The sequence below is a fragment of the Ruegeria sp. CDSA193 genome, from assembly GCF_059611885.1.
Map to the genome: position 1 here is coordinate 60189 of NZ_JBXWPN010000007.1, position 14269 is coordinate 74457.

General features: G+C 59.3%; 12 protein-coding genes. 8 read left to right on the plus strand and 4 right to left on the minus strand.

Features of this window, described 5'->3' with window-relative positions:
* The first annotated feature begins 16 nt into the window (after nt 1-16).
* The 5 genes from xsc (at nt 17) to AC2FLG_RS14705 (ending at nt 7333) form a co-directional block, all read left to right on the plus strand.
* Complete coding sequence (gene xsc / locus AC2FLG_RS14685; protein WP_142637005.1) at nt 17-1795, plus strand: sulfoacetaldehyde acetyltransferase; 1779 nt, start codon at nt 17-19, stop codon at nt 1793-1795.
* Between the two features lie 5 nt (nt 1796-1800).
* Nucleotides 1801-2814: a phosphate acetyltransferase gene (gene pta / locus AC2FLG_RS14690; protein ID WP_496706766.1), complete on the plus strand. Its 1014-nt coding sequence runs from the start codon at nt 1801-1803 to the stop codon at nt 2812-2814.
* Between the two features lie 87 nt (nt 2815-2901).
* Nucleotides 2902-5715, plus strand: a complete 2814-nt coding sequence (locus AC2FLG_RS14695; RefSeq protein WP_496706768.1) for a molybdopterin oxidoreductase family protein — start codon at nt 2902-2904, stop codon at nt 5713-5715.
* Nucleotides 5712-6461, plus strand: a complete 750-nt coding sequence (locus AC2FLG_RS14700) for a 4Fe-4S dicluster domain-containing protein (RefSeq protein ID WP_496706769.1) — start codon at nt 5712-5714, stop codon at nt 6459-6461. The genes AC2FLG_RS14695 and AC2FLG_RS14700 overlap by 4 nt, the downstream gene beginning before the upstream one ends.
* Complete coding sequence (locus tag AC2FLG_RS14705) at nt 6461-7333, plus strand: dimethyl sulfoxide reductase anchor subunit family protein (RefSeq protein WP_496706771.1); 873 nt, start codon at nt 6461-6463, stop codon at nt 7331-7333. The genes AC2FLG_RS14700 and AC2FLG_RS14705 overlap by 1 nt, the downstream gene beginning before the upstream one ends.
* Before the next feature lie 90 nt (nt 7334-7423).
* On the opposite strand, the gene dapA is transcribed toward AC2FLG_RS14705, so the two are convergent.
* Nucleotides 7424-8296 (minus strand): 4-hydroxy-tetrahydrodipicolinate synthase, encoded by an 873-nt coding sequence (gene dapA, locus AC2FLG_RS14710; protein WP_496697646.1) that lies wholly within the window; start codon nt 8294-8296, stop codon nt 7424-7426.
* A 133-nt stretch (nt 8297-8429) separates the two neighbouring features.
* On the opposite strand from dapA, the gene AC2FLG_RS14715 reads away from it, so the two are divergent.
* Complete coding sequence (locus tag AC2FLG_RS14715; protein WP_496706886.1) at nt 8430-10394, plus strand: lytic transglycosylase domain-containing protein; 1965 nt, start codon at nt 8430-8432, stop codon at nt 10392-10394.
* Here the strand turns inward: AC2FLG_RS14715 and AC2FLG_RS14720 are convergent.
* Together AC2FLG_RS14720 and mnmC2 are read right to left on the minus strand one after the other, a co-directional pair.
* Complete coding sequence (locus tag AC2FLG_RS14720; RefSeq protein WP_281973084.1) at nt 10368-11237, minus strand: DMT family transporter; 870 nt, start codon at nt 11235-11237, stop codon at nt 10368-10370. The genes AC2FLG_RS14715 and AC2FLG_RS14720 overlap by 27 nt on opposite strands.
* Nucleotides 11234-11899 (minus strand): tRNA (5-methylaminomethyl-2-thiouridine)(34)-methyltransferase MnmC2, encoded by a 666-nt coding sequence (gene mnmC2, locus AC2FLG_RS14725; RefSeq protein WP_496703346.1) that lies wholly within the window; start codon nt 11897-11899, stop codon nt 11234-11236. The genes AC2FLG_RS14720 and mnmC2 overlap by 4 nt, the downstream gene beginning before the upstream one ends.
* A 49-nt stretch (nt 11900-11948) precedes the next feature.
* On the opposite strand from mnmC2, the gene AC2FLG_RS14730 reads away from it, so the two are divergent.
* Entirely contained in the window at nt 11949-12989 is a 1041-nt protein-coding gene (locus tag AC2FLG_RS14730) for an NAD(P)/FAD-dependent oxidoreductase (RefSeq protein WP_496706773.1), read from the plus strand.
* Nucleotides 12986-13465, plus strand: a complete 480-nt coding sequence (locus tag AC2FLG_RS14735; protein WP_496706774.1) for a GNAT family N-acetyltransferase — start codon at nt 12986-12988, stop codon at nt 13463-13465. Before AC2FLG_RS14730 ends, AC2FLG_RS14735 begins: the two co-directional genes overlap by 4 nt.
* On the opposite strand, the gene AC2FLG_RS14740 is transcribed toward AC2FLG_RS14735, so the two are convergent.
* Nucleotides 13457-14245, minus strand: a complete 789-nt coding sequence (locus AC2FLG_RS14740; protein WP_496706775.1) for an HTD2 family dehydratase — start codon at nt 14243-14245, stop codon at nt 13457-13459. The genes AC2FLG_RS14735 and AC2FLG_RS14740 overlap by 9 nt on opposite strands.
* Nucleotides 14246-14269: the final 24 nt, after the last annotated feature.

Sequence of the window (14269 nt, forward strand, 5' to 3'; positions counted from 1 at the left end):
CGCGGAGACAAATCAGATGAAAATGACCACCGAAGAGGCCTTTGTTAAAGTTCTGCAGATGCACGGGATCGAGCATGCGTTTGGGATCATCGGTTCGGCAATGATGCCGATCTCGGATATTTTTGGAAAAGCTGGCATTACGTTCTGGGATTGCGCACACGAAGGCTCGGGTGGGATGATGGCTGACGGGTACACACGCGCCACCGGCAAAATGTCGATGATGATCGCGCAGAACGGCCCCGGGATCACCAACTTTGTTACTGCCGTCAAAACCGCCTACTGGAATCACACCCCGCTGCTGCTTGTGACCCCTCAGGCCGCAAACAAGACCATGGGTCAGGGCGGTTTCCAAGAGATGGAACAAATGCGCATGTTCGCGGACTGCGTTTGCTACCAGGAAGAAGTACGCGACCCTTCGCGGATGGCCGAAGTTCTGAGCCGCGTTATCACCAAAGCCAAGCGCGCCTCGGCACCGGCACAGATCAATGTTCCACGTGATTTCTTCACTCAGGTTGTCGATATCGAACTGCCTGCCGTAGTTGAATTTGAACTGCCTTCTGGCGGCGCATCAGCCGTTACCGAAGCCGCCGCGCTGCTGTCGGATGCCAAGAACCCTGTCATCCTGAACGGAGCGGGCACGGTTCTGTCTGCGGGCGGCATCGAAGCCTCGAAAGCACTGGCCGAGCGTCTGGACGCCCCGGTTTGTGTTGGCTACCAGCACAATGACGCCTTCCCGGGCTCGCACCCGCTGTTTGCTGGCCCGTTGGGTTACAATGGCTCGAAAGCCGGTATGGAGCTGATAAAAGAAGCAGACGTGGTTCTGTGTCTCGGCACTCGCCTGAACCCGTTCTCGACTCTTCCTGGCTATGGTATGGAATACTGGCCGGCGAATGCAAAGATCATTCAGGTTGACATTAACCCCGACCGCATTGGCCTGACCAAGAAGGTATCTGTCGGTATTGTTGGCGACGCAGCCACCGTTGCAACCAATATCCTGGCACAGCTGTCGGACACCGCAGGTGACGAAGGACGCGATGCACGCAAAGCGAAGATTGCGGAAACCAAGTCACGCTGGGCGCAGGAACTGACTTCGATGGACCACGAGCAGGACGATCCGGGCACAACCTGGAACGAACGCGCCCGTGCAGCCAAGCCCGACTGGATGAGCCCGCGCATGGCGTGGCGCGCCATTCAGGCAGCCCTGCCGAAAGAGGCGATCATCTCGTCCGACATCGGCAATAACTGTGCCATCGGCAACGCCTACCCATCCTTTGAAGCGGGCCGCAAATATCTGGCCCCCGGGCTGTTCGGCCCCTGTGGATACGGATTGCCATCTGTCATGGGTGCCAAGATCGGTTGCCCGGATGTGCCTGTCGTTGGATTCTCGGGTGACGGCGCCTTTGGTATTGCTGTAACCGAACTGACCGCAATCGGCCGCGATGAATGGCCCGCAGTCACCCAGATCGTTTTCCGCAACTATCAGTGGGGTGCTGAAAAGCGCAACTCGACCCTGTGGTTCGACGACAATTTTGTTGGAACCGAACTGGACACCAAAGTGTCCTATGCCGGTATCGCTCAGGCCTGTGGCCTGAAAGGTGTCGTGGCCCGCACACAGGATGAGCTGACTGCAGCCCTGAATCAGGCCATTGAGGATCAGAAGAATGGGATCACCACGCTGATCGAAGCCATGATCAACCAGGAACTGGGCGAGCCGTTCCGTCGGGACGCAATGAAGAAACCGGTCGCGGTGGCAGGCATCAGCAATGACGACATGGAACCGCAGGCCGGGGTATAATCCGCGTGAAACCGCTGCGCGCCATTCTTGGGACGGCCAGCGCGTCGGACAAGATCATCGCCCTGTCAGAGGGCGATGATCCCCGCGTCGTGGAAGGTGCGGTCAGGGCCATAAAAGAGGACGTTGCACGGATCATCCTGATCGGCGACGGGGCCAAAATTTCGGCCCTTCTGGATGCGCATGAAGGATTTGATCCCACTCGGATAGACATTCTTGACCCGGCGTATTCCTCAATCACCACGGAACTGGCTGAAGCGCTGTTTAATCGCCGCAAGCACAAGGGCATGACCCTTGAAGAGGCAGGGCAACAGATCACCAACCGGCTGACCTTTGCCGCCATGCTGGTGCATCAGGGTATCGCTGACGGCACCGTGGGCGGAGCGGTTGAAACCACCTCTGACACAGTTCGCGCGGCGTTGCAGATCATCGGAACAGCGCCGGGTACAACAATGGTATCCAGTTTTTTTCTCATGCTGTTCTGCCAGGATCATCACGAGGTCAAAGGCGCGCGCATCTTTGCCGATTGTGGCCTGGTGGTGGATCCAAACGCCGAAGAAATGGCGGAAATTGCCCGCGCATCGGCCGCATCCTATTCAGCTTTGACTGGAAACACGGCGCGTGTGGCGATGCTGTCTTTTTCCACCTCGGGAAGCGCCGAACATCCAAAAGTATCCAAGGTCGTCGAGGCAACCCGGATCGCACGCGAAAAAGATCCGAACCTTCTGATCGACGGAGAGCTACAGTTCGATGCCGCCTTTGTCCCCGAGGTTGCGGCGCAAAAGGCGACGGATTCGCCACTGAAGGGAGAAGCAAATGTCTTTGTCTTCCCCAGCCTGAATGCGGGCAATCTGGGCTATAAGATCGCACAGCGTATCGGAGGGGTTGAGGCAATCGGGCCAGTCCTACAAGGCCTGGCCAAGCCGGCAAATGATCTATCGCGCGGCTGTACGGCAGAGGACATCCTTCACATGATCGCCGTGACTGCTGTTCAAGCACAACATGGCGAAAACGGAATATAAGTCTCGACAAGTCCGTGAAAAACAAATTTTATTCCGGTTCCCGGCAATACTCGGGGGAATACCGGTCTGCAAACTACAGGGGCGCCTATGAACCAGCCAGTGATTGACACCTCGCCCAAAGTCTCGGACGAGATCCGGCAGACCACCTGTTACATGTGCGCCTGTCGCTGTGGCATCAACGTTCACATGAAAGACGGCAAGGTCGCCTATATCGAGGGCAACCGAGACCACCCGGTGAACAAAGGCGTTCTGTGCGCCAAAGGGTCCGCGGGCATTATGCAGGTTAACGCGCCGTCGCGCCTACGCAAACCGCTGCGCCGTGTCGGCCCGCGCGGATCGGGCGAGTTCCGCGAGATCGAGTGGGACGAAGCGATCAGCACAGCCGTCGGCTGGATGAATGAGCTGCACGAGACAGCGCCGCAAAAGCTGGCCTTCTTTACCGGTCGCGACCAAAGCCAAAGCTTCACCAGCTTCTGGGCTCAGAATTTCGGCACCCCAAACTATGCGGCCCATGGCGGCTTCTGTTCCGTCAACATGGCCGCAGGCGGCATCTACACCATGGGCGGCGCGTTTTGGGAGTTTGGCCAGCCCGACTGGGACCACACCAAGCTATTCATGCTGTTCGGCGTAGCCGAAGACCACGACAGCAACCCGATCAAGATGGGCATCGGCAAGATCAAGGCACGCGGCGCACGGGTGATCGGTGTGAACCCGATTCGATCAGGCTATAACGCCGTCGCCGATGACTGGGTCGGGATTACGCCCGGCACCGACGGGCTGTTCATCCTGTCGCTGATCCATGTGCTGATGAAGGCCGGCAAGATCGACCTGGATTACCTCAGCCGTTATACCAACGCGCCTGTTCTGGTGAACGCATCCGAAGGCCCCGACAAAGGTCTGTTCTTGCGCGATAGTGACGGCAAACCGCTGGTGATCGACCGGGCCACAGGCGAACTCACTGCGTTCGACAAGCCGGGCGTACGCCCGGACTTGTCGGCTACTTACGAAAAGGACGGCGTCACCCATCGCCCGGTTTTCCACCTGATGGCCGAGAAATACCTAAGCGACGAGCACGCCCCTGAGGCCGTGGCTGACCGCTGTGGCATCCCGGCCAGTCGCATTCGCGCCATCGCGGCGGAAATCGCCCGCGTCGCCTTTGACGAGGCGATCGAGCTGGATCAGGAATGGACCGATTTCCGCGGCGAAACCCATGCCAAGATGATCGGTCGCCCGGTCAGCTTCCACGCCATGCGTGGCATCTCGGCCCATGCCAACGGGTTCCAGACCTGCCGCGCGCTGCACGTGCTGCAGATCATCCTCGGCACGGTCGAAGTTCCAGGCGGTTTCCGCTTCAAACCGCCCTATCCCAAACCAGTCGAGGCGCACCCTACCCCGCATGGCGACCGCCGCCCCGGCAGACCACTGGAAGGCCCCCATCTAGGCTTCCCCCGCGGGCCCGAAGACCTGTTGCTGGACGACTGCGGCACTCCCCAACGGATCGACAAAGCATTCACATGGGAAAACCCGATGTCAGCCCATGGGCTGATGCATATGGTAATCTCAAACGCCGCCGCCGGTGATCCCTACAAGATCGACACGCTGTTCATGTATATGGCGAATATGTCGTGGAACTCCTCCATGAACACCAAAGGTGTGATGGAGATGCTGACCGCCAAGACCGAAGACGGCAAATACGTCATCCCCAATATCATTTATTCCGATGCCTATTCCTCGGAAATGGTGGCCTATGCCGACTTGATCCTGCCCGACACCACCTATCTTGAACGGCACGACTGTATCTCGCTGCTCGACCGCCCGATCTGCGAGGCAGACGCCGCCGCCGACGCAATCCGCTGGCCGGTGATCGAGCCCGACCGCGACGTGCGGGGCTTTCAGTCGGTGCTGGTGGAACTGGCCAACCGCATGAGCTTGCCAGGCTTTACCAACGAAGACGGTACGCCGAAGTGGAAAGACTACGCTGACTATATCGTTAACCATCAGCGAAAGCCCGGTATCGGCCCGCTGGCCGGGTTTCGAGGCGAAAATGGCGACAAGGAAGGTCGTGGCAAGGTCAACCCCGACCAGCTAAATCGCTACATCGAAAATGGCGGCTTCTACGTCGCGCATATCCCCGAAGGGGCGGATTACTACAAACCCTGGAACGCTGCCTATCAGGATTGGGCCGTGGGCATGGGAATCTACGACAGCCCGCAACCCTATCTGTTCCAGCTCTATTCAGAACCGATGCGCAAGTTCCAGCTGGCCGCCGAAGGCCACGGGGACCGGCAACCGCCGGAAAATCTGCGCCAGCGCCTCAAGGACACCATGGATCCGCTGCCGATCTGGTACGAAACCGATCAGCAGGGCAATGAAGGTTTCACCATCAATGCCCTGACTCAGCGCCCGATGGCGATGTATCACTCATGGGGCACCCAAAACGCCTGGCTGCGCCAGCTACACGGGCGCAACCCGCTTTATGTGCCAACCAAACTGATGCGCGAACACGGGATGCAGGACGGCGACTGGGCCAAAGTCACGTCTCCGCACGGGGAAATTACTGTTCCGGTCATGGAGATGGCCGCGCTGAATGAAAATACTGTCTGGACTTGGAATGCCATAGGCAAACGCAAAGGTGCTTGGGCCCTGCAGGAAGACGCACCAGAGGCCACCAAAGGCTTTTTGCTGAACCACCTGATCCACGAACTGCTGCCGTCAAAAGGCGATGGAATGCGTTGGACCAATTCTGATCCGATTACAGGTCAGGCGGCTTGGTTCGACCTGAAGGTCAGGATCGAAAAGGCAGCGCCACCTTCGGATGCAGAAAGCCAGCCCGAATTCAAACCGATCAAATCACCGGTCGGCACCGGACCAAAAGATCTGGCGTGGAAGGTAGGAAAATGACCCAGCTCCCCCAATCCACAGACAAGAAAATGGGTCTGGTCATCGACCTGGACACCTGTGTCGGCTGCCATGCCTGCGTGATTTCCTGCAAAGGTTGGAACACTGAAAACTACGGCGCGCCTCTGTCGGATCAGGACGCTTATGGCGGCAACCCGTCCGGCACCTTCCTGAACCGGGTACATTCCTACGAGGTCCAACCCGAACAGGGTCACGCCCAGCTGATCCACTTCCCCAAATCCTGCCTCCATTGCGAGGACGCGCCCTGCGTCACCGTCTGCCCCACCGGGGCCAGCTATAAGCGGGTCGAGGACGGTATCGTATTGGTCAATGAAAGCGATTGTATCGGCTGCGGGCTTTGCGCCTGGTCCTGCCCTTACGGCGCGCGTGAGATGGATATGGCCGAGGGCGTGATGAAGAAATGCACCCTCTGCGTGGATCGCATCTATAACGAGAACATACCCGAAGTGGACCGCGTGCCATCCTGTGTGCGGACCTGCCCCGCCGGAGCCCGCCATTTCGGTGATCTGGGCGACGCAGATAGCGATGTCAGCAAATTGGTCGCCGAACGTGGTGGCATGGATCTGATGCCTGAAATGGGCACCAAGCCCGTCAACAAATACCTGCCACCTCGCCCTAAAGATCAGATCGAGGACCAGATCGACATTCTCGCGCCCCTTCTGGCCCCGGTAGTCGAAGAGCCCAAGGGCTTTCTGGGTTGGCTCGACAAGACACTGGAGAAGCTCTGATGCATCCGGCCCCATCCGTCATTATCTTCACCACCTTGTCCGGTCTGGGCTTTGGGCTGCTGTTTTTTCTGGGCCTTGGGATGCCGGATGTCACCGGGTGGGTGGCCTTCGTATTCTATGCCATGGCCTTTGGCCTGTCGGTGGGTGGGCTGATGGCCTCGACCTTTCACTTGGGCCATCCTGAACGTGCGTGGAAAGCATTCACCCAATGGCGGTCAAGCTGGCTCAGCCGTGAGGGTTGGTGCGCAGTGATCGCCTTGATTCTTATGGGCTTCTACGCGCTGGGCGCTGTCATCTTTGGTCAGCGTTGGGGTGTTTTGGGCGTCCTTGGCGCGTTGTTTTCGCTGGCAACAGTTTTCACCACCTCAATGATCTACACCCAGCTCAAGACAATCCCACGCTGGAACATGAAACTGACACCAATCATGTTTCTGAGCTTCAGCCTTGCCGGTGGCTCGCTTCTGGCCGGTCAGGTCAGCCTTGCCGTTCCTCTGTTGGTGGTCGCTGCCGTTGCGCAGACATTTTACTGGTGGCAAGGGGATAAGGCATTTGCGAACTCAGGAACAAACCTTGGCACCGCTACGGGTTTGGGGCAGCGCGGGGCAGTGCGTGCGTTTGAGCCTCCACATACAGGTACAAACTATCTTCTGCGCGAATTTGTCCACGTGGTTGGCAGGAAACATGCGGACAAATTGCGGGTCATCTCGTTTGTGCTGGCCTTCCTATTGCCGGTCATCCTGCTGATCCTGCCGTTCAACCACTTCTTCGCTCTTCTGGCTGCGCTGTCGCATGTGGCAGGCGTTGCAGTTTCGCGCTGGCTGTTCTTTGCGCAGGCCGAGCATGTCGTGGGTCTGTATTACGGCAAACGGTAAAGAAGGGGGCCAGTGGCCCTAACAGGCCAATTCATCCCCCGAGGTATTTTTGGCCAGATGAAGATCGGATCAGGCCAAGAACACCCCTGGTTACAGCAGACCTGCGTGGTTCATGGCTGCGTCGATGGCTGTTTTGGTGCTGTCGTCCAACGTGGTCAGGGGCGAGCGAACTTCTTCGCTGCACAGGCCCAGCTTGCTGAGGGCGTATTTGGCCCCGACCAGACCGGGTTCGATAAAGATCGCCTCATGCAGAGGCATCAGGCGGTCCTGATAAGTCAGCGCTTTGGCATAATCCCCCTGCAGGGTGGCCTGCTGGAATTCGGCACATAGCTTGGGCGCAACATTCGCCGTGACCGAGATACAGCCCACACCACCATGCGCATTGAAACCCAGCGCCGTGGCGTCTTCGCCCGACAGTTGGCAGAACTCGGGCCCGCAAGAGGCACGCTGTTGGCTGACACGCCCCAAATCTCCGGTTGCGTCTTTAACCCCAACGATCCTTGGCAACTCGGCCAGCTCGCCCATCGTCTGGGGCGTCATGTCGATGACGGAACGGCCTGGAATGTTGTAGATGATGATCGGAATATCAGCACAATCATGTAGGGTGCGGAAATGCTGAATTAAGCCCTTCTGGGTCGGCTTGTTGTAATACGGGGTCACCACTAGAGCGGCATTCGCGCCGACTTGCTGCGCAAATTGAACGAATCGGATCGCCTCGACCGTGTTGTTCGAGCCCGCACCAGCGATCACCGGGACACGACCGGCTGCGGCACTGACAACTTCTGCCACCACCGTTTCGTGTTCTTCATGGCTGAGGGTTGGGCTTTCACCGGTGGTCCCCACCGGCACCAAACCGGTCGAGCCTTCCTGAATTTGCCATTCCACCAAACGTTTGAGCGTGCCCAGATCCAACTCGCCATTCGAAAACGGGGTAACGAGGGCTGGCATCGAGCCTTTGAACATGACACGCTCCTTGCTGTGCGGTTAGCAATTTTTGCGCCTTGGGCAATCACATTCCTAGCAATGTGTGTTGATCCCGCCGGCGCAAGGTTTATCCTAAATGGCTCTATCCTTGGTTGGTTGGGAAATGCAAGGCATGACACGCGTTCTGGCGCTTTTGACAGCGGTGATTCTGGCATCCTTCGGGCCGGCCCAAGCCGACTCGGTGGGCGATCTGCGCGCTGGCATGTATGAAATGCGCAAGGGCGATTGGAACGCCGCGCTGCAAGAGGCAGGTCCGCGCGGATCTGTGTCACGTGACATCATCGTATGGCATTGGCTGCGCGAGGGGTTCGGAAGCTCGGGCGATGTGCTGGTATTTCTGAACCGCAGGCCGGATTGGCCGGGGCTGGCATGGTTACGGCGCGAAAGCGAACCCGCCTTTACCGGGGCTGACCCGGACCGGGTGTTGAAATTCTACGCCGGCACTGCCCCACAAACGGCGGAAGGGGCGCTGAATTTCGCCGTAGCGCTGAAGGCTAAAGGGCGACAGGGCGATGCGCAGGCGGATATCGTCACCGCCTGGCGTACGATGCCGATGGGATCGGGCCTGCAGAAAAACTATATCGAGAACTTCGCGACATTGCTGAAACCCCACCACGCGGCGCGGTTAGACCGGATGCTGTGGGACGGTCATCTGATCAGCGCAGGACAAATGCTGCCATTGGTGAATGACGATCAGCGCAAGCTGGCCGAGGCGCGGATTGCATTGCAAAAACGTGCGCCGGGTGTTGATGCTAAAGTAGGGGCGGTTCCCGAATCCGTGGCCGGATCGGCGGGACTTGCCTTTGACCGCTTTGTCTGGCGAGATAAAAAGGAACTAGATGACAGTGCGATTGATCTGATGCTAGCGCGGTCATCCAGCCCGGATGCTCTGGGCGAGCCAGGCAAATGGGCCGAGGGCCGTCGCCGACTGGCACGGCTTGAGATGCGCAATGGTGATATGAGCCGCGCATACAAGATTGCCTCTAGTCACCATATGACGCCGGACATGGGCTATGCCTATGCCGATCTCGAATGGCTTTCCGGGTTCCTTGCCCTGCGTCGGTTGAATGATCCCGCAACGGCTGTACGGCATTTCCAAAACTTCTCGGGCGCGGTGCAGTCACCGATTTCCAAGGGACGCGGCGGGTATTGGCTAGGTCGGGCCTATGCCGCGCAGGGGGATGCGGAAAAGGCTTATGAGGCCTATGCCATGGGTGCTGATCACCAGACCTCGTTCTACGGGCTTCTTGCCGCCGAACGGATAGGGCGCCCCTTTGACAGCGATCTGGCAAACCCGCGAAGGGCACCGCACTGGAAACAAGCGGAGTTTGCCGATTCCAGCGTTCTGGAAGCGGGGCTATTGCTGTTGCGCGCAGGTGAGGCAAACCTATCCGAGCGGTTCCTGACCCATCTGGTTGAGGGGCTCGACCCCGTTCAGGCAAGCCAACTGGGCGATCTGGTCATCGAACTGAACGAACCACATCTGGCGGTGATGATCGCCAAGCGCGCCGCGACCACCGGCGTTGTCCTGCCCGCCGCGTATTACCCGGTTCATCCGGTGGCAGATCTAGGCCTGCCTATGGCAAAGGAAATGACGCTAGCAATCGCCCGGCGCGAAAGCGAGTTTGACCCGGTTGTCATCAGCGGCGCGGGCGCGCGCGGGCTTATGCAGGTGATGCCCGCAACGGCGAAAGTTGTGGCTCGGAATATGGGCATCCTAAGCAGCCACCAAACCGGAAAACTGACCTCGGACTGGCGATATAACGCCAAGCTGGGGGCGAATTACCTGTCCGAGCTGGCAGCAGAATTCAACGGCAATGTGGTGATGATGGCTGCGGGGTATAATGCCGGGCCGGGCAGGCCGATCTCGTGGATGAAACGCAATGGTGACCCGCGCCGGGGTGAGGCCGATATCGTCGACTGGATCGAATTCATACCCTTCAGCGAGACCCGCAACTATGTCATGCGCGTCGCCGAAAGCCTACCTGTGTATCGCGCACGGTTGGGGCAGCAGGCGTTGCCGGTGCCATTTTCCGAGGAACTGATCGGGTCAACTCTGGCGTCGTTCGCGCCATAAGGTGAACAGTCCGGCGGCAATAACCAATGTGGCCCCTGCAACAACCGCGGGTCTCAAGCTTTCACCAAAGACCGAGATTCCCAGAATGGCGCTCCACATCAGGTGAAAATAGGCAAAGGGCTGAACGGCGCTGGCCTCGGCCATTTCGTAGCACTTAATCAACAACCAATGTCCCAGAACTCCGGTCAGGCAGAGCAGGCCCATCCAAAGCCAGTCACCGCCCTGCATAGGCTCCCAAAACCACACGCCCACGGCCGTCATGGCAACCGCCCCGGCGATGCCGGTCCAGAAAAAACTGGTGGCGGTAGTGTCGCGCCGCGCCGCATAGCGGGTCAGCAGGCCATAGACGGCAAACATCAGGGCCGAGATCAGCGGGATCACCGCCCAAGGGTTAAAGACGCCCACTCCCGGCTGCAGGATGATCAGCACGCCGATGCAGCCCACGCCGATGGCGGACCAACGGCGCCAACCGACTTTCTCGCCCAAAACCGGGCCGCTGAGTGCCGCCACCAGCAGCGGGTAGCAGATGAACACGGCCTGGCTTTCGATCAGGCCCAGGATGGTAAAGGCATAGACCGCGACGCAAATCTCTCCGGCCAGAAGCACCCCGCGCAGGATCTGCAGGCCAAGCTGACTGGTGCGGGCCGTGGCCGCGATACCGCCGGGTGCACGCAGCGCCAGAGCGACGACAAATGCTGCGAAGAACCAATAGCGGATCATCACGACCATATAGGTGTTATAAGTCCCGGCCAGATGGCGCGAGATACCGTCCTGCAGCGCAAAAACCACAGTCGCCGCGATCATCAGCGCGATACCGGCGCGAGTGTTGTTCTGTTGGGTCATGGCTTGACCGCCCGCGTCATGTGACGCTTGCGCCCATAGCCCGGCGCGCGGGTGACGTTGAATCCCGCGTCTTGGAGCCCGCGTCGGACGAACCCAGCGGCGGTATAGGTGGCGGCGGTTCCATTGGGCGCCGTGTGGTCGGATACCTGCTGCATCAGCTTTGCGCCCCAAAGCTCGGGGTTTTTAGCCGGCGAGAACCCGTCCAGAAACCACGCATCCGCCTGCCCCGACCATGCGGACAGGGTGGCCCGCGCATCGCCCTCGATAACCTCAAGCCGCAGGGTGCCCAGATAGCAGGTACCGCCCTGCCATTGGGACAGGAACCGGTCGGCCCAAGGGGACAACTCAGGAAAGACGGCCAGAGCGCGCGACATGTCGTCTGGCGCCATTGGATAGGCTTCGAAACTGGTGAATGTCAGCGGGGTCGTTTGGCCAGCCTTTTCCCATTCGGACCAGACAGTCAGCAAGTTCAGGCCGGTGCCAAAACCAAGCTCGGCAATATGAAACCCCGGCGCAAACCGCGCGGGCAGGTCATTGCCCGCCAAAAACACATGCCGCGTCTCCTCCAGCCCGTTCTGCAACGAGAAATAGGGGTCGTCGAAACGGTCCGAGACGGGTATCTGCCCGTCTTTCCAGGTCAGTTCGGCGCGCTGGTCTGCCATCGGGGAATCCTGTAGCTAAGCGGCGCGACACTGAACAAGGAAAAGGGGAATGGCAATGGTCGATGTGACGGTGCGAGGCGCGGGCATTTTTGGCCTTTCGATCGCCTGGGCCTGCGCAAAACGCGGCGCAAAAGTTCAGATCATTGACCCTTTTGGGCCCGGTGCCGGGTCCAGCGGCGGTCTGGTCGGGGCTTTGGCACCACATGTGCCCGAGAATTGGAATGCCAAGAAAGCATTTCAATTCGAAAGCCTGATCATGGCCGAACCCTTCTGGAAACAGGTTGAGGCGACCGGAGGCGTCTCAGCCGGATATGCCCGGTTGGGTAGGCTACAGCCCATCGCAGATAGCCGCACGCTGGATCTGGCCCATGCACGTACGGTCACCGCCGCGGAGCTTTGGCAGGGGCGGGCCGAATGGCGCGTTGTTGCAATGGATGAGGTCGGGTCGTGGTGTCCTCCCAGCCCCACCGGCTTTGTGATCCACGACACGCTTAGCGCCCGGATGCACCCAAGGCGGGCATGTTCTGCACTGGTTTCGGCGCTGGCGGTGATGGGGGTTGAGGTCAAAACCGATGCGGCCAATCAAGGGCAGATCATTCACGCCACTGGGCTTTCTGGCCTGCTAGAACTGAACGACGCCTTTGGCAAAACGGTCGGCAATGGCGTCAAGGGACAGGCGGCTTTGCTGCGGTTCGATGCCGGGGACGTTTCCCAGCTGTTTGCAGATGCCGTTCACATTGTCCCGCATGCGGATGGCACATTGGCCATCGGATCGACCTCGGAACGGGACTATGACGACCCAACCAGCACCGATGCGGCGCTGGATGATGTCCTGAATCGGGCCACGCGGGCGGTTCCGGTCCTGCACGGTGCCGAAGTGATCGAACGCTGGGCCGGGATCCGACCCCGCAGCAAAAGCCGTGCCCCGATGCTGGGTGCACATCCGCTGCACGCCGGAGAATTCATCGCCAATGGAGGGTTCAAGATCGGCTTTGGCATGGCGCCCAAAGTGGCAGAAGTCATGGCCGAACTGGTGCTTGAAGGGCGCGATGAAATCCCCGCAGATTTTCAACCCGAGGCTTCTTTGTGACCTCCCTCGACGACACCCCAGTTCGCCTGCAACCGGACGATCCGATATTGCCACAGGTGTTACGCCTGATCCGCCACAGCTTTGCATTCATGGAGGGGCGTATAGACCCGCCCTCGTCAATGCATCGCCTGACCGAGGAAACGCTTCGACAACAGGCCCGCGACCACGAGGTTTGGATCATAGGCAATCGCCCGGATGCGGTCGTCTTTCTGACACCCAAACAGGACTGTCTGTATCTGAGCAAACTGGCTGTGGACGAAACCCGACGTGGTCAGGGGCTGGCACAGCGTCTGGTCGATCTGGCATCCGCGCGGGCGGTTGAAATAGGTTTTGCGACGCTGGAACTGAAGACACGGGTCGAATTGGACGAAAACCATGCCTCCTTTGCCCGGATGGGCTTTGTCAAAACCGCGGAAACGGCGCATCCCGGGTTCACCCGGGCGACCTCAATTACCATGCAGAAACATTTAGGCTGAGGCTTCGGCAATCATACATTGGCGCCCGTCTGCCGCACGCACCCACAGGGTATTGGCCCTCCGGCACAGGCTCGCAGTTTCGAAATGCATCAATGCCGAGGTTGCGCGGAAAGAAAACTGCGCCAATGGGCCCATCACATCTTCCGCAAACAACATCAGGTGCTGCGCCAAAAGCGGGCCATGCACGACCAGCCCGGCATATCCTTCGACATCACGGGCATAGTCGATGTCATAGTGAATACGGTGTCCGTTAAATGTCAGGGCCGAGTAGCGAAACAGCATTGTGCTGTCGAAGGACAGCTCGCGATGTTCGGTTTCATCCTGCCTGGCCAGTGGTGCCGGAGGGGTGGCCGTATCTGCCGAGGGGTCTTGGCGGTAAACCAGATCCTGCCATTCGGTCAGGCGCAGCGCACCGCCCTGCCAAACCTCGTGGCGCAACGTGACAAAGCCCAAGGGGCCGGTGCGTCCCGATTTCGAACTCGAACTTTCACATAGCGATCGCCGTTCGGCTAACTGACCTGCTATCAGAGGCGCGAAAAACTCCAAGCGTCCGCCTGCCCACATTCTGCGGGGTAGGCCCATATCGGGGATCAGGCCCCCGACATTGGGATGTCCGTCGCGCCCAAGTTGGCCGGGTGGCTGCGGAGTCCAGAAATACAGGTGATGAAAGAACGGCGGCAACGCAGTGCCGCCCCTCGCAGTTGCCTGTTTCCCAAGCGCCACCTGCAACGCGCCAGCACGGGCTGCGTCCATCACATCTGTCTGAATTTCCATCGACATAGCGCAAGATTAGGCGGCCTGCCC